Origin of the sequence: Vibrio sp. TBV020, from assembly GCF_046056895.1 — a bacterium.
In the GTDB taxonomy this organism is placed as follows: Bacteria; Pseudomonadota; Gammaproteobacteria; order Enterobacterales; family Vibrionaceae; genus Vibrio.
Genome location: NZ_JBEEAQ010000003.1, coordinates 972,317 through 995,300, shown reverse-complemented (window position 1 = coordinate 995,300; position 22,984 = coordinate 972,317). Strand labels below are relative to the sequence as shown.

General features: G+C 44.3%; 21 protein-coding genes and 1 tRNA gene. 11 read left to right on the top strand and 11 right to left on the bottom strand.

From position 1 onward, the window contains the following. Positions 1–28: 28 nt before the first annotated feature. On the bottom strand, positions 29–2,680 hold the full coding sequence (locus AAFX28_RS12520) for a beta-N-acetylhexosaminidase (protein WP_408688082.1): 2,652 nt from the start codon (positions 2,678–2,680) through the stop codon (positions 29–31). A gap of 404 nt (positions 2,681–3,084) precedes the next feature. Between AAFX28_RS12520 and AAFX28_RS12515 the strand changes: the two genes are divergently transcribed. Further along, the gene (locus AAFX28_RS12515; protein ID WP_408688080.1) at positions 3,085–3,954 is read left to right on the top strand and encodes a TraB/GumN family protein; all 870 of its coding nucleotides are present in this window, start codon (positions 3,085–3,087) and stop codon (positions 3,952–3,954) included. A gap of 387 nt (positions 3,955–4,341) precedes the next feature. Here AAFX28_RS12515 and AAFX28_RS12510 read toward each other — a convergent pair. Next, positions 4,342–4,418: transfer RNA gene (locus AAFX28_RS12510), tRNA-Pro, on the bottom strand. A 265-nt stretch (positions 4,419–4,683) separates the two neighbouring features. Between AAFX28_RS12510 and AAFX28_RS12505 the strand changes: the two genes are divergently transcribed. From AAFX28_RS12505 to rluF, 3 genes are all read left to right on the top strand, one after another. Then, a complete protein-coding gene (locus tag AAFX28_RS12505) occupies positions 4,684–4,824 on the top strand; it encodes a DUF3149 domain-containing protein (RefSeq protein WP_408688079.1) in 141 nt (46 codons plus the stop codon). 144 nt (positions 4,825–4,968) lie between these two features. After that, positions 4,969–5,550 (top strand): DNA endonuclease SmrA, encoded by a 582-nt coding sequence (gene smrA, locus AAFX28_RS12500; protein ID WP_408688078.1) that lies wholly within the window; start codon positions 4,969–4,971, stop codon positions 5,548–5,550. A gap of 109 nt (positions 5,551–5,659) precedes the next feature. Beyond that, positions 5,660–6,691 (top strand): 23S rRNA pseudouridine(2604) synthase RluF, encoded by a 1,032-nt coding sequence (gene rluF / locus AAFX28_RS12495; RefSeq protein ID WP_408688077.1) that lies wholly within the window; start codon positions 5,660–5,662, stop codon positions 6,689–6,691. A gap of 240 nt (positions 6,692–6,931) precedes the next feature. Here rluF and upp read toward each other — a convergent pair whose 3' ends face one another. Further along, on the bottom strand, positions 6,932–7,558 hold the full coding sequence (gene upp / locus AAFX28_RS12490; protein WP_171758519.1) for a uracil phosphoribosyltransferase: 627 nt from the start codon (positions 7,556–7,558) through the stop codon (positions 6,932–6,934). 178 nt (positions 7,559–7,736) lie between these two features. Here upp and purM point away from each other — a divergent pair, with 178 nt between their 5' ends. From purM to AAFX28_RS12465, 5 genes are all read left to right on the top strand, one after another. Then, the gene (purM, locus tag AAFX28_RS12485; RefSeq protein WP_408688075.1) at positions 7,737–8,777 is read left to right on the top strand and encodes a phosphoribosylformylglycinamidine cyclo-ligase; all 1,041 of its coding nucleotides are present in this window, start codon (positions 7,737–7,739) and stop codon (positions 8,775–8,777) included. 2 nt (positions 8,778–8,779) lie between these two features. Then, entirely contained in the window at positions 8,780–9,421 is a 642-nt protein-coding gene (purN, locus tag AAFX28_RS12480; RefSeq protein WP_408688074.1) for a phosphoribosylglycinamide formyltransferase, read from the top strand. A 115-nt stretch (positions 9,422–9,536) separates the two neighbouring features. Further along, positions 9,537–10,187 carry a tellurite resistance TerB family protein gene (locus AAFX28_RS12475; RefSeq protein WP_408688072.1) on the top strand — a complete coding sequence of 217 codons (651 nt, stop codon included), beginning with the start codon at positions 9,537–9,539 and terminating at the stop codon, positions 10,185–10,187. A gap of 122 nt (positions 10,188–10,309) precedes the next feature. Continuing rightward, a complete protein-coding gene (locus tag AAFX28_RS12470; RefSeq protein WP_039478024.1) occupies positions 10,310–10,516 on the top strand; it encodes a YaeP family protein in 207 nt (68 codons plus the stop codon). Continuing rightward, a complete protein-coding gene (locus tag AAFX28_RS12465; protein WP_408688070.1) occupies positions 10,516–10,707 on the top strand; it encodes a DUF4250 domain-containing protein in 192 nt (63 codons plus the stop codon). Before AAFX28_RS12470 ends, AAFX28_RS12465 begins: the two co-directional genes overlap by 1 nt. 65 nt (positions 10,708–10,772) lie before the next feature. Here AAFX28_RS12465 and AAFX28_RS12460 read toward each other — a convergent pair whose 3' ends face one another. Then, positions 10,773–11,120 carry a DUF3622 domain-containing protein gene (locus tag AAFX28_RS12460; RefSeq protein WP_408688069.1) on the bottom strand — a complete coding sequence of 116 codons (348 nt, stop codon included), beginning with the start codon at positions 11,118–11,120 and terminating at the stop codon, positions 10,773–10,775. Between the two features lie 210 nt (positions 11,121–11,330). Next, a complete protein-coding gene (gene purL / locus AAFX28_RS12455; protein WP_408688068.1) occupies positions 11,331–15,227 on the bottom strand; it encodes a phosphoribosylformylglycinamidine synthase in 3,897 nt (1,298 codons plus the stop codon). A gap of 351 nt (positions 15,228–15,578) precedes the next feature. Between purL and mltF the strand changes: the two genes are divergently transcribed. Both mltF and AAFX28_RS12445 read left to right on the top strand, forming a co-directional pair. Continuing rightward, entirely contained in the window at positions 15,579–17,102 is a 1,524-nt protein-coding gene (mltF, locus tag AAFX28_RS12450; protein ID WP_408688067.1) for a membrane-bound lytic murein transglycosylase MltF, read from the top strand. A 214-nt stretch (positions 17,103–17,316) separates the two neighbouring features. Beyond that, positions 17,317–17,454: a hypothetical protein gene (locus tag AAFX28_RS12445; RefSeq protein WP_408688065.1), complete on the top strand. Its 138-nt coding sequence runs from the start codon at positions 17,317–17,319 to the stop codon at positions 17,452–17,454. A 48-nt stretch (positions 17,455–17,502) separates the two neighbouring features. Here the strand turns inward: AAFX28_RS12445 and tadA are convergent, their stop codons facing one another. From tadA to AAFX28_RS12415, 6 genes are all read right to left on the bottom strand, one after another. Beyond that, the gene (gene tadA, locus AAFX28_RS12440; protein ID WP_408688063.1) at positions 17,503–18,042 is read right to left on the bottom strand and encodes a tRNA adenosine(34) deaminase TadA; all 540 of its coding nucleotides are present in this window, start codon (positions 18,040–18,042) and stop codon (positions 17,503–17,505) included. 184 nt (positions 18,043–18,226) lie between these two features. Continuing rightward, complete coding sequence (locus tag AAFX28_RS12435; protein ID WP_408688061.1) at positions 18,227–19,786, bottom strand: AbgT family transporter; 1,560 nt, start codon at positions 19,784–19,786, stop codon at positions 18,227–18,229. A gap of 274 nt (positions 19,787–20,060) precedes the next feature. Next, on the bottom strand, positions 20,061–20,483 hold the full coding sequence (locus AAFX28_RS12430) for a prepilin-type N-terminal cleavage/methylation domain-containing protein (protein ID WP_408688060.1): 423 nt from the start codon (positions 20,481–20,483) through the stop codon (positions 20,061–20,063). Next, entirely contained in the window at positions 20,473–21,720 is a 1,248-nt protein-coding gene (locus AAFX28_RS12425; RefSeq protein WP_408688059.1) for a hypothetical protein, read from the bottom strand. The genes AAFX28_RS12430 and AAFX28_RS12425 overlap by 11 nt, the downstream gene beginning before the upstream one ends. Further along, entirely contained in the window at positions 21,717–22,367 is a 651-nt protein-coding gene (locus AAFX28_RS12420) for a PilW family protein (RefSeq protein WP_408688057.1), read from the bottom strand. Before AAFX28_RS12420 ends, AAFX28_RS12425 begins: the two co-directional genes overlap by 4 nt. Further along, on the bottom strand, positions 22,348–22,854 hold the full coding sequence (locus AAFX28_RS12415) for a GspH/FimT family pseudopilin (protein ID WP_408688056.1): 507 nt from the start codon (positions 22,852–22,854) through the stop codon (positions 22,348–22,350). The genes AAFX28_RS12420 and AAFX28_RS12415 overlap by 20 nt, the downstream gene beginning before the upstream one ends. Positions 22,855–22,984: the final 130 nt, after the last annotated feature.

Below are 22,984 nucleotides of genomic sequence, written 5' to 3'. Positions count from 1 at the left end.
CTCTTAAAGACAAGAGGGAGGGGGGGAATTACTTCACGCTAGTCACGCGGCTTGTCTTCTCGCCTGTTGCAGAGACAGTGCGGATAAACACTTCACTTTTAACATTTGGACGAGCGTCGTCTGCGTAAGTTAGCCAGTTGTCACCATCTAGAGAGTATTGAAGCTCAACACCTGGGAACTGAACGTTCATTGAAAGCGTTCCATCTTCTACTTTCGCACCTGGTACAGGTAGGCGGTAGTCGATACCTGCTTTTTCTAGCTTCGCCAGTTCACGTTGTCCAAGTACGTTCGCAAAGCGGTTGTAGTCTTGGTTTAGCGCAGCTTTGTCTACTAGGTTCGAGTTTTGCGAGTATTCAACACCCACTTTGTAGTCGTTTTCCCAATCAGCACGGTGCCATGCGCGCTCAGCGGCTGCTAATACGCGAGGGAATACCATGTACTCGTATTGCTCGTCGTTACGTACTGTCTCAGACCAAAGCTGTGCTGATAGACCGTAGAAAGGCTTCGCTTCGATTTCACCTTTACCAGTGAAGCCGTTACCATCGCGGTCTACAGAAGTTTCTGCGTTTTGAGGCATGTTCTCAGGTGCAAAACCAAACATCTTACGAGTATCTGTTGCACGCGTTGCCCAGTAGTAACCACGCTCTTTCGGGTCAACTTCGTATGGCATGTCCATGTACACGTAGTCTGGGTTAGAAACGATCACGTCGTAACCTTTCTTAGACCACTCGTACACTGATGATGTGCCACCCCAGTAAAGAACATCCCAGAAATTAACACGCGTGTTTTCGGTTGCGAACGCTTCCTCACCTTCACTGTACTTAAGACCATCTTGCCAAGCTTGGAAGTTTGGAATGCCCTTCTCTGCCACAATCTTAGAAACTTCTTCTGCAAAGTGGCTTGGTAGATGAGCAAAGTCGCTTACCGTACCGTCTGCAATTAACGTCTGACATTGTGGAGATTGTGCGAATGGCTTGTCTTGTTTAGACAGGTCAATCGTACCCTTCCAGCTTACTTTTTCTTCAGCATTCACATCTTGGAAACCAGCGCCTAGCTTGATGTTTTTCGCTTCATCACCACCAAAGTGCCAAGTTGTCAGCGGAGCTCCAGCTTCTTGGTGCATTGCTGCTACTTCTGAAATCACTTTATCAACAAAGCGAGTTGAAGATTCCATACATGGGTTGATGAAGCTTTGCTTGTTATAGAACTGAACCGTCGTTACGTTCGATGTATCTTGAGGATCCATCAGGCGGTACTCGTTCGCTTCTGCTTCTTTACCTTCTTCCATTAGGCGGTCGTAACGTGCTTCCATTGATACCACTGCTGCACGAGCGTGCGCTGGCATATCGATTTCAGGAATCACTTCGATGTTACGCGCTTTCGCGTATTTCAAGATGTCCACGTAGTCTGCTTTGCTGAAGAAGCCAGAACCAAAGTTGTCTGTCGTTGCACCTGAGCCAAGCTGAGGCAGTAAACAGCTTTTCTCTTCCAAATCGAAACAACGGTTAGCACCCACTTCAGTCAGTTCAGGCAGACCCGGGATTTCTAAACGCCAGCCCTCATCATCTGTTAGGTGAAGGTGTAGTTTGTTCATCTTGTACGCTGCCATTTGGTCAAGCGTTGCAAGGATTGCGTCTTTAGAGTGGAAGTTACGAGCCACGTCCACCATCACACCACGGTAATCAAAACGCGGCGCATCTTTAATAGACAGTTGTGGTAGAGAATCAGCATTTTGGCTGTCTATCAGGCCAAAGATAGATTGTACTGCGTAGAAAGCACCTGCTTGGTCAAACGCTTTAATCGCAATACCGTCGCCTTTGATGCTCATTTCGTAAGCACCTGATTTTGCTAATTCACCAGTGAAGTCTGCAGGAACAACAGTGATACTTACAGGAAGATCACCACGAACATCCACACCTACCACTTCTGCACGATCTTGAATTGCTGCGTATTGAGTCGCATCGAATGCGTCTTTAGGCAGCGCGATACCCGCCGCGATATCTACTGTACCTTTACCTGCTTCAACAGACATTGGCGTTGGTAGTAACGTGGTTGATACGTCTTGTTTCGCTAAGTCTTGGTTCTTCTCGAATCGAGACACAGCGTTTGCAAATACGTTGTTATCATCTGGCGTACGTTTCAGGTTGTTGCCCTCAAGGCCTGTCACGAAAGAGGCAACGTCTTCTGTGTTAAGAGAAGCGATCATCTTTGGCTCTGCATTGGGTGCAGCAACAAACGCGCCTGGCATAAAGTCAGTTTCAAATAGCTGCCAGTATTCGCCAATCAGCGGAAGTTCCACTTCTTCGCCCGCCGCAAAGCCATCAAACTTATCGGTTGGTTCTAGCTTGTGTAGGTCACCCGTTACGCGAGAGATTTTGAACTGTTCGTTTTCAACATCCAGAATCAGACGAATGCTGTGGAAGTAAATAGCCCAATCTTTAGAGTCAACCGCTTCACCTTGGTTAACTAGCGTCATGTTTACTTTGTTACAAGACGCCCACTCAGCGCCCATGTCTTGACATGCAAAACCTTCGTTAGCACCGTGGTTTGTTAATACTTCATATTGAACGTCTAGGTTTGCAGCAAGAGAGTTAACTACATTTTGTTCCGTAGACTGAAATGATGCGCAACCCGCTAACGTTGCTAATACTGAAGTCGCGATGAGAGTTTGTTTAAACATCTTACTTACCCTTAAAAGTGGAGCGAAGCCTGAAAAGTAGGCGTCAAAATCAAGATGTAATCACAATAGCCCGAGTTATTTTTCGTCGTAAAATTAATCCTTGACGAAAGTGATCTAATTCAAAATTTACAAATCCTAAAAAAATTAACTATCGAATAAACAGTTAGTTACAACCAACGTCAATTTCGACGGACTTATTTTGACGAGATTACTGAGAAGTAAATCACAGGTTTTCGCCTCAAACCGCTGCAATTAGTGAATAGTGATCACACCACCCATGCTCTTGTCATAAAATCAAAAGAGGAACTCGGATACGAATTGTGAACTAACGCTCATTATTCTCACGTCAAAACACGTCGAAAGTTTTTAATTCGACAATTTTTCAGTAAGGCAGTTAACACCTTATGCGCAAATTATTTCTTATAACTTTTGCTCTAGTTCATTCAGTTTCATCGTTCGCTGAACCACTCTTCTGGCATGCAAAAAAAGGCACGTTGAACTACTACATTCTTGGATCTGTGCATGTTGGAGATGAGACTATGTACCCACTACCAAAACTAGTTATGGAGAAGCTGCAATCTAGCGATGGACTGATTATCGAAACGGACATACGCAAATCGCAAGGCGTGACCTATCCTCCCATCACCTTGTTGAGTAAAGATGTCCTTAATCAACAGCAGCAAGAGGAGCTAACAGGACTTGCTAACTTGTTAGAGATGGATGCCAATCAACTGTTGGGTTCTCCGCCTTGGGCGACCGCATTGGCAATCCAAATGAGACAAATTGAATATTTAGGTTATAAGGCTGCAAATGGCGTTGACGTACATCTTACTTATAAAGCAAGCGTTCAGAATATCCCTGTCATCAGCCTAGAGTCTCTTCAATTCCAAATAGACCTTCTTACTGGCCAAAAGGAAGCCGGAAAAGAGCTACTCATTAGTGCTATCGAAGAGTTTGATCACTCCGAGGATGCGACACATTGTTTGATTAAAACTTGGAAAGCGGGGGATATTGAGAAGTTAAACGAATTCGCCCAACTAACTGAAATGTCGGAAGAGTTCGAAAAGTCATTCCTTACTGACCGCAATTTAGACTGGGCTCAGCAACTTGCTAAGCCAAGTTGGTCAAAAGAGAAAAAAGGGACATTTCTAATGGTCGTCGGTAGCTTGCACCTAGTCGGTGAAAATAGTGTGCTTGATTTACTCCAGCAAGATGGCTTTACGGTCACTCAACTGTCGAAAAGCAAGCCTGCATTGTGTGAGTTTGAGTATTGATGACCTGCGTTATGAGTCGTGCCAAGATCCTCAAGAGTGAGGGACGAGTGAACTAGGGAGCTTTAATACTCCTCACCCAATATCAGGAGATTCCCTACTCCTTTCTCAGTCTATGGAATGATGAATCTCTAGATACAAAAAGGGCTCTACATCTCTGTAGAGCCCTTTTTTAAATGTGGTCGGTGAAGAGACATTCTTTGAACATCAGATGAACCCCATTTAGGTTCACCCCTATTTCCATATCCCCACTGCTTTAGAAGCAGACTCTCTTAATATGGTCAGTGAAGAGACATCCTTTGAACATTAGACGAACCCCACTCGGGTTCCAGTCCTATTTCCTATACTCTAAAACGACGAAAGCCTGCTATAAAGCAGGCTTTCTTAATGTGGTCGGTGAAGAGGGATTCGAACCCCCGACCCTCTGGTCCCAAACCAGATGCGCTACCAAGCTGCGCTATTCACCGAGATATTTAACAGAGAACTTATCCCCGTCAACGGATGCGTATATTACGGATTCTGGATTTTAACGCAAGCCATTTTCATTAACTTTTTCAAATTAATAGTTCGTTTGTATAAAACATCATCTAATGAGTATAAAGTGTGAGCACAAACACATCACCAAAAACAAATACGCAACCTAATAACAACATTTGATCCAGATCAGTGTTGCATATTTAACCAAGCATTACCTTAATCCTTGTCTTCACACTTGAACTAGAGGAAGTAATTATGGACTTTTGGCTTGATCTCCTATTTGGTAATGCAGTAGGTCTATCTTCAATGATGGTAATCTTTGGAGCCTTTGGTCTTATGCTGTTCTATGGCGGTTACTTCATCTACAAAGTGATGAACGACAAATCTCCTCACTAGAATCGCTTAGCCCTATTCTCTGAATAGATATTCGCTATGCACCGGAGTAGATACCTTGTCTGCTTCGGTTTTTTATTTTTTCTGATCCCCTCTTCGTTATCATTGGTATAATGCCTGTATTGATTTCCACTCTGAGATGTCGCTATGTCTCAAGACGATGATTTCGCCCTTTTTCAACAAATGATGGGCGATGTAAAACCTCTCCAACAAGATACTACTGAGCACAAAAAACAGCATCAAGTCACTGACGCACAGTTGGCAAAACGAGAAGCTGCGATTTGGCTAACTGAAGACGACCCTGAATATCTGTCTATTGATCATGCCGAAATGATTAAGCCTGACGATATCATCGAGTTTAAACGTGATGGTGTACAAGATGGCGTATATAAAAAGCTCCGCCTTGCTAAGTACCCTATTCAAGCTAGATTAGATCTACATAAACGAACACTTGAACAAGCTCGAGATGAAGTTGTTAAATTTCTAAAACAATGTATGCGTATGGACATTCGCACCGTTGTAATCGTTCACGGCAAAGGTGAACGGTCTAATCCACCAGCATTAATGAAAAGCTTTGTTGCTCAGTGGTTGATGCAAATAAAAGAAGTACAATGTGTCCACAGTGCTCAACGCTTTCATGGTGGAACCGGCGCTGTTTATGTCCTTCTGAGAAAAAGTGCTGAGAAAAAGATCGAAACTCGCGAACGACATCAAAAACGACTGGGTTAAGTCGCAGCACAGTGCTAGAATGCGCGCCCTCAAAGTGCTGATATTTTATTCTAGCTGGTATTGGTCAGCACGCCTTTTAACCGCCGTTGTGAAACGTTAGGAGAACAACATGTCACAAGAAAATGGCAAACGCCTGAATAAATTCATCAGCGAAACTGGCTTCTGCTCACGCCGAGAAGCGGATCGCCTAATCGAACAAGGTCGTGTGACCATCAATGGTAAAGTGCCAGAGATGGGGACCAAGGTATTACCTGGCGATGATGTCCAAGTCGACAATAAACCTATCTCCGCTGCAACTGATAAACCGATCTATATCGCTCTAAATAAACCTACGGGTATCACTTGTACTACTGAACGTGATATTCCGGGCAACATCGTTGATTTTGTTGGTCATAAAAAGCGTATTTTCCCGATTGGCCGCTTAGACAAACCTTCTGATGGCCTAATCTTTCTGACCAATGACGGCGATATCGTCAACAAAATCCTTCGTGCAGGTAATAATCATGAGAAGGAGTATGTTGTTCGTGTCGATAAACCAATTAGTGATGATTTCATTAAGAAAATGTCGTCTGGGGTAAATATCCTCGACACAGTAACCCTACCTTGTAAAGTCACTAAAGAGACGAAATATGCGTTCCGTATCGTACTGACTCAAGGCTTAAACCGCCAAATTCGCCGTATGTGTGAGGCGCTTGGGTACGAAGTGTTTAAGTTGCGCCGTGTACGTATTATGAATATCTCACTCGATGGAATCCCTAACGGTCAATGGCGTTACTTAAGTGATGATGAGGTCGCTGAGATTTTAGCAATGTGTGAAGACTCAAGCGGAACAGAAGAAGCGTCAAAAACTGATGCTAAAGGCAAGCGTATTCGCAGAGCAACTGATGCAAAACTCTACGACAGCCGAGAAGAAAACCAAGAATCTAAAGCTCGTCGCAATCAGAAGCAACGTACCTTTAAAGGTCGTAATGCTGACGAATTCCGCCACGCACCTAACTCTAAGAAAGGTCGCAACAATGATAAACAGCGTGACTCAAAAGACAAACCGAACAAAGGTAAGGCGTTCTTTAAGCCAAAATCAGACGGTGCTTCACGCCCAAGTAAACCAAAAACCGGCGGCACACTAAGCCTTAAAAAGTAGAAAGAAACTGAGGGGCAGGCGTAATACGTTAGCCCTTTTTTAGTTTCTATGGGTAATAACTACCCTGTCATCACTCGAGAGTGAGGAACGAACGAGTTGAGGATCTTTTAAAGCGAACTTATAACCGCTAGAGATTCCCTACTCTCTCCTTCGTCGCTCTATGGAATGACAATGAAAAAATGCGAACAAACAAAAAGGGAGCCAATCGGCTCCCTTTTCAAATCATTTTATATCGACGGCTTATAGCGTACCGAAGATCTTATCACCAGCATCGCCAAGACCAGGAACGATGTAACCTTTGTCATTTAGCTTCTCATCGATTGCCGCAGTGTAAAGCTCTACGTCTGGGTGAGCTTTTTCTAGCGCTTCGATACCTTCAGGTGCTGCAACAAGTACAAGAACCTTAATTGCTTTACAACCTTTCTCTTTAAGAAGATCGATTGTTGCAATCATTGAGCCGCCAGTTGCTAGCATTGGGTCAACAACAAGTGCGATACGCTCATCCATGTTAGATGCTAGCTTGTTGAAGTACGGTACTGGTTCTAGCGTTTCTTCATCACGGTAAATACCAACAACACTGATACGTGCACTTGGCATATGCTCTAGAACGCCATCCATCATACCTAGACCAGCACGTAGAATTGGCACTACCGTTACTTTCTTACCTTTGATTTGATCAATCTCTACTGGACCATTCCAACCTTCAATGGTTACTTTTTCCGTTTCAAAGTCCGCAGTTGCTTCGTATGTAAGTAGGCTACCAACTTCTGTTGCTAGCTCACGGAAGCGTTTTGTGCTGATATCACCTTCTCGCATTAGACCCAGTTTGTGTTTAACTAGAGGGTGTTTCACTTCAACAACTTTCATTTCCATCTCCGGATATAAGGTAAAAATTTAAACAAACCTCGAGATTATAAACGATTTCGTTCTCAATTTCTGCTTTATTGATAAACAAAAAAAGTTGCGCAAACGTTTGCTCTTTATCTTTAACCGCTGTTAGAATAGCGCCGTTTTCATATCCAACTTAAAAACCGAGGACTTCCCTGTGAGTGCTGATAACACATCTCTTAGCTACAAAGACGCTGGCGTTGATATCGATGCAGGCAACGCGCTTGTTGACCGTATTAAAGGTGCTGTAAAACGTACACGTCGCCCAGAAGTAATGGGTGGTATTGGTGGTTTTGGCGCATTATGTGAACTACCAACTAAATATAAGCAACCAGTTTTGGTTTCAGGTACTGACGGTGTTGGTACTAAACTTCGCCTTGCTTTGGATATGAAAAAGCACGACACAATCGGTGTTGACCTTGTTGCAATGTGTGTAAACGACCTTATCGTTCAAGGTGCGGAGCCTCTATTTTTCCTTGACTACTATGCAACAGGCAAACTAGACGTTGATACTGCAGCTGACGTAGTTTCAGGTATCGCTGATGGTTGTGTTCAAGCAGGTTGTGCACTAATTGGTGGTGAAACTGCTGAAATGCCAGGTATGTACGAAGGCGAAGACTACGATGTAGCTGGCTTCTGTGTTGGTGTTGTAGAAAAAGAAGACGTTATCGACGGCACTAAAGTTGCGGCTGGTGATGCTCTTATCGCTGTAGGTTCAAGCGGTCCTCACTCTAACGGCTACTCACTGATCCGTAAGATCCTTGAAGTATCTGGCGCAGACAAAAACGAAGAACTAGCAGGACGCACCATTGGTGAGCACCTACTAGAACCAACCAAGATTTACATTAAATCAGCACTTAAAATGATTGAGAAGCACGACATCCACGCGATTTCTCATATCACTGGTGGTGGTTTCTGGGAAAACATTCCACGCGTACTTCCTGAAGGCACAAAAGCGGTTATCGATGGAAACAGCTGGGAATGGCCAATCATCTTCAAGTGGCTGCAAGAAAAAGGCAACGTAACGACTCACGAAATGTATCGTACATTTAACTGTGGTGTAGGCCTAGTAGTCGCTCTGCCTAAAGACCAAGCAGATGCAGCTGTTGAGCTATTAAACGCTGAAGGCGAAAACGCTTGGGTTATTGGTGAGATTGCAAACGCTGAAGCTGGCGAAGAACAAGTAGAGATCAAATAAGTATGAAAAGTATCGTTGTTTTAGTTTCAGGAAACGGTTCTAACCTACAAGCAATCATTGATGCGTGTGACAAGGATATTACTGGTGGTCGTGTTACCGCGGTATTTTCCAATAAGGCCAATGTTTATGCTTTAGAACGCGCTGAGAAAGCCGGTGCTGCTGCACACTTCCTTGACCCTAAAGCATTCGATACTCGTGATGCCTTTGACCATGAATTGATGAAGCAGATCGATGAGTACAAGCCTGACGTCATCGTTCTTGCCGGGTATATGCGTATTCTAAGTGGTGAATTTGTTCGCCATTACATGGGTCGTATGATCAATATCCACCCTTCTCTACTCCCTAAGTACCCGGGCCTTAACACTTATCAACGTGCGATCCACGCAGGTGACGAAGAACACGGTACTAGCGTTCACTTTGTTACCGAGCAATTGGACGGCGGTCCTGTCGTGCTTCAAGCGAAAGTGCCAATCTTCGATGAGGATACGGTCGATACTCTAACTGAACGCGTTCAAACTCAAGAACACAAAATCTACCCAATGGTGGTTAAGTGGTTGGTTGAAGAACGTTTAGTGATGAAAGATGAAAAAGAAGCTTACCTTGATGGCGAACTTCTTGGCATGCACGGATACGCTGAAGAGTAATTCTCGGTAGCACTGATTTCAAAGGCGAGCTCATTGCTCGCCTTTTTGTTTCCTTTTATTAATCCCCCATTCATCTTTACCTCGCTAATCTGTCAAAAAATGACGGAGGTAACGTATGGATCTTAAAAGCCTACTCAATCAAGCACTCAATTCCGATATCGTCCGACAAGGGCAAGCTCAAGTTAAAAACAGCTCAAGCTCAAGCAGCTTAAAATCACTTGGCGCAGGAGCTGTTGGTGGTGGCTTGGTTAGCCTGTTGATGGGCTCAAAGAAGAGTAAAAAGCTTGGTAAGAAACTTGGCAAAAACACCCTTAAGGTCGGTGGTGTAGCTGTGTTAGGTGCGCTTGCTTATAAGGTTTATAACGACTATCAAGGTAAGCAGGCGCCTACCGGTTCAACCGAGAGCTTTAATGCACAAGACGATTATCATAGTGAATTGATCCTAAAAGCGATGATCGCCGCAGCAAAAGCAGACGGTCATGTTGATCAGCAAGAAATGGATCATATTGAAACAACACTTCAGCAATCAGGAGCTGATAACGCACTGCAACAATTGGTTTATACTGAGTTAAACAAACCTCTCGACCCTGCTGATATTGCTCGATTGGCACGCTCTCCGCAGCAAGCTTCAGAAATTTATTTAGCTTCATTGATCGTTATTGATGAGCAAAACTTTATGGAAAAAGCTTACTTAAAAGAGCTCGCTAAACAACTTCGATTAGACAGCGAGGTCACCTACCAATTAGAGCACCAACTGCAAAATTAATTATTCTGTTCAATTCTCAAGCACCGTTAAACAAGGCTTGAGCTAGAACAAGCTTAAGCTTTGAGTTTCACATACTGAGTGTGTATATTTGAGAGCAGTTATCATTTATTGGAGTTAACGCTATGCAAGTATATGGCTGTTGTGAACTGGTTCGAGAACTGTACGCTCAAATTGGCAGTGGTGACCAAGCGTATGTCCCACAAGCGATCTCATGCGCAGTAAGAGCGCTGAATGATATTGCAGCTGATGAGTCTTTACCAAAAGAAGCGCGCGAGAAAGCCGCTTTCGCTGCGGCAAATCTACTGATTTCAGATTTCGAGGATAAGTAATGAATCTAGCGAATTTTGAGAACATGGATCCAGTGATGCTGATGAGCATCGTCAACATGAAACTTCGCGATGATTTCGGTGGTGACTTAGACAAACTAGTCGCTTACTTTGATATCGATAAGTCAGCACTAGAAGCAAAGCTGTCGACTGCGGGCTTCGATTTCTTACCTGAAGCTGGTCAATTTCGCTAATTCAGCAAACACCCCAGATACAAAAAAACCGCCTCGCTGGCGGTTTTTTATTGAATAATGAATAATTACTCTTCGTCGAAGAAGTCTTCTTCATCAAGTTCAGCTTGTGCTGCTTTCGCTTGCTTAGCTTCTTCGTAACGTGCTTTCTTTTCTGCAGCTTCTTGTGCTAGGCGCTCTTCACGCTCAATACGAACTTTACGCGCTTCACCTTTACGCTCATTACGAACCGCTTGGTTCTGAATGAAACCCGCTAGCTCTTTTTCTGCCCACTCTTGCGCTTGAGCTTCGGTTTCAAAGCCAGTTTCACGTTTAGACACAGATGTTTTACGTGAAGTTACTTGACGAGTGATCTCTGCACACCAACCGTTACGCTTCTCAGTAACACGAATGGCAAATTTTTGATTTTTAGACATTTGTTAATTTCCTAAGGGATTAATCAGGGATTCGGTCAACTTGATAACTCCATCTAAGCTGAGCTGTTTAACACCATCCCTTGGCAAGGGCGGTATTAAAACTTAAAAGCCACCATTTGGCTAATGGTTTCTTTCAAAGAATGAAAAAAGCGCAGATCTTTCGATCTGCGCTTTTATTTATGCTGCTAAGCGAAAACTAAGGTCGTTTCATTAACCTACGTTCTTACGTGCGTTTTGGAACATACGCATCCAAGCACCGTTCTCACCCCAACCTTCTGGAGACCATGAGTTCGCTACTGTACGGAATACACGCTCTGGGTGCGGCATCATGATAGTTACACGGCCATCTTGAGTCGTTAGACCCGTGATTGCGTTTGGTGAACCGTTCGGGTTGTTCGGGTATTGCTGAGTCGCGTTACCGTGGTTATCCACGTAACGAACGGCAACTGTACCTGATGCTTCAATCGCTGCTAGGTGGTCAGCATCACGTACTTCTACGCGGCCTTCACCGTGTGATACTGCGATTGGCATACGTGAACCTTCCATACCATCGAAGAATACAGAATCAGACTTCTGAACTTCAACTAAGCTGAAACGAGCTTCAAAACGCTCAGATTCGTTACGAACGAAGCGTGGCCATAGGTCTGCACCTGGAATCAGCTCTTTCAGGTTCGATAGCATCTGACAGCCGTTACACACACCTAGAGAGAACGTATCTTCGCGTTGGAAGAAGCCTTCAAACTGGTTGCGAGCTTGCTCATTGAACAGAATAGATTTCGCCCAACCTTCACCCGCACCTAGTACGTCACCGTAAGAGAAACCACCACAAGCTACTAGGCCGTTGTATTCTTCTAATACCGCTTGACCCGTTAGGATGTCGCTCATGTGAATATCAGTTGCTTCGAAGCCAGCACGGTCGAATGCTGCAGCCATCTCAACGTGAGAGTTAACACCCTGCTCACGTAGGATTGCCATCTTAGGCTTAGCACCTTTAGCGATGTAAGGTGCTGCGATATCTTCGTTCACATCGAAGCTTAGCTTAACGTTTAGACCTGGGTCAGAGTTGTCTTTCTTCGCTTCATGCTCTTGGTCAGCACATGCTGGGTTATCGCGTAGACCTTGCATCTTATGCGTCGTCTCAGCCCAGATAGTACGTAGTTCAGTACGGTTACGCTCAAGAACCACTGTGTCACCAGAAGTAATCACTAGCTCATCAGATGCTTCGACTGAGCCGATTACGTGAGAACATGCTTCAAGACCGTTCGCTGCTAGCGTTGAAAGTACAGCGTCTAGGTCATCGTTTTTAACCTGAAGCACTGCACCCAACTCTTCGTTGAATAGTGCTGCTAGTACATCTTCACCTAGGTCGGCGATGTCTGCTTTAACACCACAGTGACCAGCGAACGCCATCTCTGCAAGCGTTACAAATAGACCGCCATCGCCTTTATCGTGGTAAGCGACTACTTGGTCGTTTGCTACTAGAGTTTGAACACCCTCGTAGAAACCTTTTAGCTGTGCTGCGTTGTCTACGTCTGCTGGCTTATCACCAAGCTGCTTGTAAACCTGTGCAAGTGCTGTTGCGCCTAGACGGTTCTGACCGTTACCTAGGTCGATAAGTACTAATGAAGTATCGCCCTTATCAGTACGTAGTTGCGGAGTGATTGTCTTACGAACATCTTCAACACGTGCAAACGCAGTAATGATTAGAGATAGTGGCGAAGTTACTTCTTTCTGCTCACCGTTCTCTTCCCACTTAGTCTTCATCGACATTGAGTCTTTACCCACTGGGATAGTTAGACCAAGTGCTGGACATAGCTCTTCACCTACCGCTTTCACCGCTTCGTAAAGACCTGCATCTTCACCTGGGTGACCTGCTGGAGACATCCAGTTCGCAGACAGTTTAATGTGTTTAATATCACCAATGTTTGTCGCTGCAATGTTCGTGATTGCTTCACCAACCGCTAGACGAGCTGAAGCTCCGAAGTCTAGCAGAGCAACTGGAGTACGCTCACCCATCGACATTGCTTCACCGTGGTAAGTGTCGTAGCTTGCTGCTGTTACTGCACAGTTTGCTACTGGCACCTGCCATGGACCAACCATTTGGTCACGTGCAACAAGGCCTGTAACCGTGCGGTCACCGATAGTGATCAGGAATGTTTTCTCTGCAACCGTTGGTAGGCGTAGAACGCGATCTGCTGCTTCATTTAGCTCAATACCGTCACGGTTAACCGCTGGGTTGTTCGCTTTTAGCGTCTTCGCATCACGGTGCATCTTAGGCGTCTTACCAAGAAGAACGTCCATTGGCATATCGATTGGCGTGTTGTCGAAGTGTGAATCTTCTAGTTTCAGATCACGCTCTTCTGTTGCTACACCTACTACTGCGTATGGTGCGCGCTCACGCTTACAGATTGCATCGAATACTTCCATATTCTCTGGCGCAACTGCCATTACGTAGCGTTCTTGAGATTCGTTACACCAGATTTCAAGTGGGCTCATGCCCGGTTCGTCGTTTGGAACATCACGCAGTTGGAAGATACCACCACGCTCGCCATCGTCTACAAGCTCAGGAAGTGCGTTAGAGATACCGCCCGCGCCTACATCGTGGATGAATGCGATTGGGTTCTCGTCGCCAAGCTGCCAACAACGGTCAATAACTTCCTGACAGCGGCGTTCCATCTCTGGGTTTTCACGCTGTACAGATGCAAAATCTAGGTCTTCTGCTGATTGACCCGATGCCATTGAAGATGCTGCACCGCCACCAAGACCGATGTTCATCGCAGGACCACCAAGCACGATTAGGCTTGCACCTACTGGGATCTCTTTCTTCTGTACGTGCTCGTCACGGATGTTACCCATGCCACCAGCAATCATGATTGGCTTGTGGTAACCACGAACCTCTTCACCTGCGTGAGAGTTCACTTTTTCTTCGTAAGTACGGAAGTAACCAAGTAGGTTTGGACGACCAAATTCGTTGTTGAACGCCGCGCCACCAAGTGGGCCTTCTAGCATGATGTCTAGAGCGTTAACGATGCGACCTGGCTTACCGAAATCAGTTTCCCATGGCTGTTCAAAACCCGGAATGCGTAGGTTAGATGTTGTGAAACCAACAAGACCTGCTTTTGGCTTACCACCAATACCTGTTGCACCTTCATCGCGGATTTCACCACCAGAACCTGTAGAAGCGCCAGGCCAAGGAGAGATAGCTGTTGGGTGGTTGTGCGTTTCCACCTTCATTAGGATGTGCGCTTTCTCTTGGTTGTAACCGTACTGGCGAGTTTCTGGGTTCGGGAAGAAACGACCTACATCTGAACCAACCATAACTGCTGCGTTATCTTTGTACGCAGACAGTACGTTTTCTGGTGTAGTTTCGAATGTGTTCTTGATCATCTTGAACAGAGACTTCTCTTGCTTAACGCCGTCGATAGTCCAGTCAGCATTGAAGATCTTGTGACGACAGTGCTCTGAGTTCGCCTGTGCAAACATCATTAGCTCGATGTCAGTTGGGTTGCGATCTAGCTTGTTTACGAACGCATCGTAAAGGTACTCAATTTCGTCATCTGCAAGAGCAAGACCTAGGGTAACGTTTGCGTTTTCAAGCGCAGCGCGACCGCCATTGAGTAGATCAACGTCAGCTACTGGTGCTGGCTCTGCTACTTGGAAAAGTGCAGTTGCTGATTCGAAGTCAGTGAAGATAACTTCCATCATGCGATCGTGCAGAATAGCTTTTAGTTCAACCAGTTGAAGTTCAGAAAGCTCTGCTGATGTTTCGATGTAGTAAGCGGTACCGCGCTCAAGACGAGAGACTTTATCTAGACCACAGTTATTTGCGATATCAGTCGATTTTGAAGACCAAGGCGAAATTGTGCCTGGACGAGGAGTAGCAAGTAGAAGAAGACCTTCTGGCTCGTGCTCTTCAATTGTTGGACAGTAAGTCAGTAGTTTTTCTAGTTTCTCAACTTCAGACGCATCTAGGTCTGTCGTTAGATCAGCAAAGTGTGCAAACTCAGCGTAAATACCTGTTACAGGTAGGCCTAGTTCACGACAAAGCTCAAGAAGCTTGTTAACACGAAATTCAGATAGAGCTGGGGAGCCACGAAAAATTCTCATGTACTTAGGTCTCTTATGCAATTGATTAAGGTGATATTGGAATAAATTCAGTGGGTTAAAATGTAATACAACATTAAATGGTTCTATACATTTCACTGTTTTCTTCGAAGCTATTCCGAAGGTTTTTCAAACCTATGCCGATTCCACCTCTTCATTGCGAGCGCATTATATAGCAATTGTTTTTGTGATGTAACACTAAAAGCAACCGTTTGCGTCATTTTTTTCATCAATTTTGAAATTCGACAGAAAACCCTCTTTATTGCTCTCTATTACTAAGAGTTACTGTGATTGTCTTGCCTTGTTATGCCACTTTGATATAAATGCCCTACTGGATGTATGAGATTGCCGTGAATGAAGAAGCATTATCTAAAACAATTTAAATTACTCTGTTTACTGTGTGCCAGCGCATTGATGTTATCTGGCTGCCAAATCGAATCAGAGCCTAAGAGCGAGCTCGATTTAATTAAAGAGCGTGGCGTTCTGCGTGTCGGCACGTTGAATAACCAACTCTCCTATTATATTGGTCCCGATGGTCCTGCTGGCTTAGATTATGAATTAGCACGTGAATTTGCGAATGAGCTTGGCGTACAACTCGAGATGAAACCCGCTTATCGAATTTCTAGCCTTTATCCTGCACTGGAAAAAGGCGAGATCGATATCATTGCAGCGGGATTAAGCCAGTCACCTGAGCGACTAAAAGCGTTTCGACCAGGACCTGCTTATTACTACGTAAGCCAACAAGTGATATACAAGAAAGGTAACTGGCGTCCTCGTAACCTAGAACAGCTGCTTGCCAAACAGGCCGAGTTGATTGAAGAAAATGACGGCAAAGATGTATTGAGTATTGTTAGTGACTCACACTTCAATCAGACCCTCGCAGCTATCAAAGCCAAGAATTCGGACTTTTCTTATCACATCGACCCAAATGCTGATGTAAATGATCTGCTCAAGAAAGTATCTAAGGGAGAACTGCGTTTTACATTAGCAGACTCGGTGGAGCTTTCCTTATCACAGCGTATTTACCCAGATGTTGCTTTGGCCTTCGAGCTGACGGAAGACCAACCTATTTCATGGTTCTTAAAGCGCTCACAAGACGAAAGTCTTTACGGTTTACTTATCGAGTTCTTCGGTAATATTAAACAGTCTGGCCACCTTGCTTCACTTGAAGAGAAATACATTGGTCACGTGGGTAGCTTCGACTATGTCGATACACGCGCCTTTATTCGTGCGCTCGATTCAAAGCTTCCAAAATGGTCACCACTATTTAAAAAGTACTCTGACGAATTTGACTGGCGCTTAGTCGCAGCATTGGGTTATCAAGAGTCACACTGGAATCCCAAAGCGAAGTCTCCGACAGGTGTTCGCGGCATGATGATGTTGACCTTACCAACAGCAAAAAGCGTCGGTGTAACCAACCGACTAGATCCTGAGCAGTCTGTTCGTGGTGGCGTTGAGTATTTACGTCGAATGGTGTCTCGCATTCCTGACTCAATCGATGAGCACGAAAAGATTTGGTTCGCATTGGCTTCATACAATGTCGGATATGGTCATATGATGGATGCACGTCGATTGACGAAAAAACAAGGTGGTAACCCAAATGCTTGGTCTGATGTGAAAGACCGTCTGCCTCTACTACGTCAAAAGAAGTACTACAGTCAAACTCGATATGGTTTTGCTCGTGGTGATGAGGCGAGGAACTACGTTGAGAACATTCGTCGTTATTACCAAAGTATCATCGGCCATGTCGAGCAACAAACTCCAGATACAGAAGATGTCAGTATTGATGATCTTAAAGTGATTCAAGTACCTGAAACAGCTGTTTCGGATGCAACCGAGGTATCTTCAGCACAAGACACGACGTCTAGTGAACAATAACTCTTTTCAAGCCAAAGTGCGCAGTTTTTGAACAAAGATTGCGCACTTGAAATCATTGAGTGCAACCCATACATAATATCGTGTCTGAGATCACTTGCGAAGTTTCTTAAAATGGTAACAATTGCAGGGTATAAATCCTTTATTGCCGGAATATCAATTGCCTTCGCAATCTTCCGCATGTGATTTGAATTTAACCATGATAGGAGGTTGTTTTATGCTTAAACGCAAAATGCAGTCAAAACGCCTTAATAAAACTGTTGCAGCAAACCGCCGCAAGCGTATGCTGAGTAACAACAAGAAAAAGGTGATTGCACGTCACCGAGCTTTTATGCAGCTAATCTGCGCAGCATAAAGCCCAATAGCAAACATCTTACGATAAGGTGTTTGCTTAAAAACTTCTCTACTTCTTTTGTTCTTCCTTCGATTCATTCATCTGCGCTAAACGAGTTGCCTCACGTTCTTTCTTTTTCTCTTTACGTCGACGTTTAAAGAACGCTTGAAGTTGTCCCCGACACTCGTCTTCTAACAACCCCTGCTCGACATCAGCATAATGGTAAGCAGCTTGGTGCTCGAACAAATTCAGGACAGTTCCTGCCGCTCCAGCTTTCAAGTCAGGAGCTCCAAATACGATACGCTTGACTCGACTATGTAATAGAGCCCCTGCACACATTGGGCAAGGCTCTAATGTGACATACAAAGTAGTATCCAGTAGGCGATAATTTTCTAGTACCTGCCCTGCTTTACGAATTGTCTGCATTTCTGCATGCGCAGTCGCATCGTGTCGACCAATGGACTCATTCCAACCTTCTGCAATAATTTCACCCTCTTTCACTAATACAGCCCCGACAGGCACTTCGCCTTGAGCTTCTGCCTGCTCTGCGAGCTCCATTGCTCGGCGCATAAACAGTTCATCTTGAGGGGTAAATTGAGATTCAGACAAAGAAAGCTCCGGTTAGTTGAGTAAGCAAGTATAGATAGCGAATTCTACCCGTATGGCAAAGGAAGTGAAAGCAAGTTGAGGGCTCGGGGCTTTTCCTAAAAAACAAAAAAAGCGCCAGTTTTTCAACTGGCGCTTTTGCTATTTCAATTCAATCTACCAACTTAATAGTTGGCAATGACGGTATTTACATTGTGTAAGTGTATGGTGCTTGGATACCTAGAGGAATACCTAGAGTCCAGTATGCTACTAGGAAGATTGACCAGCCGATTAGCATAGCAATAGAGAACGGCATCATTAGAGACGCTAGCGTACCAATACCTGTCGACTTCACGTAACGCTGACAGTAAACAACCACTAGTGGGAAGAATACCATCAGAGGTGAGATGATGTTCGAAACAGAGTCACCTACACGGTAAGCTGCTTGAGATAGCTCAGGAGAGATACCAACAGCCATTAGCATTGGAACTAGGATAGGACCGATTAGAGCCCATTTAGCTGATGCTGAACCAATTAATAGGTTTACAGAAGCAGTCAGAAGAATCATACCAATGATCGTTGCTTCACCAGGTAGGTTCATCGCTTTCAGGCCTTCAGCACCGTATAGAGCAAGCATCGTACCGATGTTTGATTGTGCAAATGCTGATAGGAACTGAGCACAGAAGAACGACATTACAATGTATGCGCCCATTGTTGACATTGTATCAGCCATCGCTTTGATGATGTCGTTACTTGTCTTGAACGTGCCTGAAACCTTACCGTATACGTAACCTGGAATGATAAATAGAATGAAGATCAATGGAACGATCGACTTCATTAGCGGTGCTGAGAACGCAGTAATTTCACCTTCAGGAGAACGCAGAGCTGAGTTCTCTGGGATGATTGCTGCAATCAGTACTGCAATACCAGCCATCATCGCCCAACCAGCGTAGCGGAAAGCTTTAGATTCTAGTTCAGTAAATGAGCCTAGATCTGGTGCTTTTTCAGCGTCTTCGTCGATTGGTGTATTTGCAAGACGAGGTTCGATGATTTTCTCAGTCACGTACCAACCGATAGCTACAATGATCACTGAAGATAGACCAGTGAAGAAGATGTTTGCTAGAGGGTTTACTACGTACTCTGGGTCTAGAACTTGTGCTGCAGTCTGAGTAAAGCCAGCTAGTAGCGGGTCGATACCAGAAGGGATGAAGTTTGCTGAGAAACCACCCGATACACCTGCGAACGCAGCAGCGATACCCGCTAGAGGGTGACGTCCAGCAGCGTGGAAGATGATACCGCCTAGAGGAATAACAAGTACGTAACCCGCATCTGCTGCTGTGTGTGACACGATAGCAACAAGAATAAGCATCGGCGTTAGAAGCTTAGCAGGTGTGAAGTTAAGCATCTTCTTAAGGCCAGTTGTAATAAAGCCTGAAGAGTCAGCAACACCAACACCTAGCATCGCAACAAGTACAATACCTAGTGGCGCAAAACCAGTGAAAGTTGTCACCATGTTCGCTAGAAAGCTTGCTAGAGATTCGCCAGTCAAAAGGTTATTGATTGCAAGCGCTTCGCCAGAACGTGGATTAATTAGATCAAATGAAATATTTGATAGAAGTGCAGATGCACCCCAAGTGATGACCAATGCCCAGAAGAACAAAATTGCAGGATCAGGAATTTTGTTACCTGCTCGTTCAATAAAGTTTAAGAAGCGATCCATCCCACTCGGCTTTTCGGATGGTGCCTTATTTACAGCTTGGTTACTCATGGTAACTCCATATGTGATGTTGTTGCCGTAGACCTTTGTGCAATTATTATGTCGGTCTATTTTTCACTAAGCATTCTAGTAAATCCGCTTACAGAAAGCACAAGGTTCTATAGTTTTTTCCATAATTGGAGACATATTTTGCAAAAACACCATCAACGTGCAACAAAAGATCCACATATTTATCATCAGTAAATCAACAATATTTAAACTAATTTTAAATATATAATATGACGTTTTAAAAGATACCTAATTAGACAGACAAGAATGCATCTAATTACATATTAAATTCACTATAAGAAGACAACATCGATTTCACCATCACCGACTGAGTAACTCCAGTTCGATCATTCCATTCAACCGTAATTGCAACACTTTTCAGCGAAGATGAAAGAGATGCAGTTGGAGCTAAAACAGACCAACGCACTACATAAGGAGTGTAGCTCGTACCATCGCTCCCACTACTGATTGAAGAGAATGTTGCTACAGAAATAGTCGAAGCAGCAGCCGATGCTCCTCGAGTTCGAAACCACTCCATCTTTTGTTCCGCTATATTTAAAGCGCGGTGACTATGCAATGCAAAGTCAGCTCGTTGCTCCACATAGGATTGCATTTTCACCAACCCTAAAGAGGCAATACCAATTAACAAAAAGGCGATCAGCACTTCTAGTAGGCTAAAACCACTTTGCTTAGTCGACATACCATCCCCCAGCGATCCAGGATAACTCTTTGGGACTGTTATTGAGGCTGTTGGATGATGAGTAATCAAGATTGTATGAACCGTTCAAAACGACCTCTCCTCCAAAAGAATCGAAGATCATTCCCCCTTTAGGATGAAATGCACCGTTATCGAAATAAATGGTTTTTGTGCCTAGGAAGCTTTGAATAGAACCTTTAAAAGAAACGTCATTCCAGTAATCAGCGATCTTAGTGGGAGTAAAATCCGGTAATGTCATATCGACCATGTGGTACATCGAACCTTCAAATACCGTTGAGCCATTTGCAGCAAACAAACCGTTTTCAACCACCAGAGAATGAGGCCCATAAACCGTGATTGGGGAGTCAATTATGCAATGCCCCTCTATCCACAGCTTTCTATTTGTTGCCGTAAACCGAGATTGAATGACATCTGGGCAATCATGACCATCTGCTACAGTCGGCAATGAAACCACCTCATAGCCACTCTTAATAGCAATTAAGTTAGCTGGCGTTTTTTCCACGTTGAAGTAGTTCTTAAATGGATCGAGCGTGGTATCTTTTTTGTAATCTTGCTGAAAACGACTCGCATGATTCAGTGTATTACTACTTACTGAGTTGGACGTCTTATGAGTAGTAGAACAATGACCAGAAAATCCGGCATAAGGACCATCGACAACTGGATCGGTCGTTTGCAATAAATCTGATGACGTTGTGGCTTCAAAGGTCACTAAATTTTTATATCTCACTGCAACACAATCATAGGTTCCTGCCGCGTTTGCCATTCTTGGTGCGTCTGGCGCGATATCTGCACTTCCTCTAATCCTTAGATCGGCTGTGGTTTGAATGGCACCAAAACCTGTCTTTGAAGCGTAAAGCACCTGTTTACTAATATTATGACTATTCCCCTTTGAACGAATAGCATAGCGATCGCTAGTTAATGACTCAGCGTAGAGCTGCGTTAAGTTCAGCTCGTTTTTACAGGTTGCATCCAAGACTGTGTTAGAAGCAGAGTAAAGCGCCGATAGTTGAGCGGGATCTGCTGAAACGTAGGCATATAGGCACTCTATACCTCCTTCTACCTCCCAATGAGCTTGGCGATCTTTGATTTCATTTTGAGAACGCTTAATTTGATAAAAGACAGATTTGTACGAGCTGAGGGTCAACATCAACGCAACCACAAGCAGAGCGGAGACAATCAACAGTGTGACCACACCTTGTTGACGATATTCTGTCTTCATTGCCAGTTCCTCTGCATCAACTCAATACTCGTTTGATACTCAATACTGTTATCTGACACCAAATGTCCAGTTATCAGAAGCGTAAGCCATTGGCTAGATGCAGTTGTTCCCTCAACAAGCTGTGACTCAAGCTCGAATTGAGATATGGATATCTGCTTAGGATCGAACAAGTTAAAACAATACCCACCTGTTCCAGATGTACTTGCCGCAGAAACCACCAAAATCGAAGGAGAATGTTTTTCGCATACTTTAAGCATGTCACCTTGAGTGGAAACCGAAGACGCTTCCCTTTTGTAAACAACACTACGAAATGCATGACTACCCACGGAAGCAACACGATAAACATAGCCAAGTAAATCCGGGCTAGACTGCGTATATAAACTGCTACTTGCTCCCGATAGAGTTAAAGAGCTAGAACCGACGCCATCGTAACCTGCCCTTTGTGCATCTTCTTTAATTTGCTGAACTACGCTCGATAGGTTCTGAGTTAACATTAGTACTTTGGCTCGCTCAATTGCCATTTTCTGCCCTGCAAGATACACACTACCCACAATGCTAATCGCCATTAGCCCAATCAGCGAAGCAACCAACAGTTCCACTAACGAACCTCCAGCCTGCCTTCTTGAGTTAACAACTTGGGTAGCCATAGAATGAACTCCCTTCACCACAGATTAGGATTCGACTTGCCGCATAAGCACTCTTCAGCCTTAACACTTTGTTAGACGCCCCCTCAATGTAAAACCTTAAATGGCCGCCTTTTATCTTCCCTCTTGTTCCATCAAATTTGATTTGTTCAAATGTATAACCAGAGAACAAAACAATATCTCGATAAGCCTCACCGCTTAATATCAACAACTCTACCCCAGCGTTCTCGGTATCTGAGTCTGTCAAAGTAAATCTCCACTCCCCCGCTGGGCTTGGGTTTGTAGATAAAGAGATATGTGCCCACAAACTTTTGTTCCGCCAAACCGCTTCAGATTTAGATTGGATGAGGTAACTATGGATCTCATCTGCAAAGCGCCTTATCTGAGTTTCTTTGGCCATCGAAGAAAAGTTCGGAGCAGCAATCATTAGCACTATTCCAAGCACCAATAATGTGATGACTAGTTCGAAGAGTGTAAACCCGCGAGACATTTCCCAATTTCCTATGTAAAGCCATGTGAGGCACTTTTCTATCTTGAATAGATCCTATCAGCTGAGAAAAATAGTCGGAAAATCATAAGGAAGCATTCGAAATGATTCGAGAAAATAACTGTAATGTGCG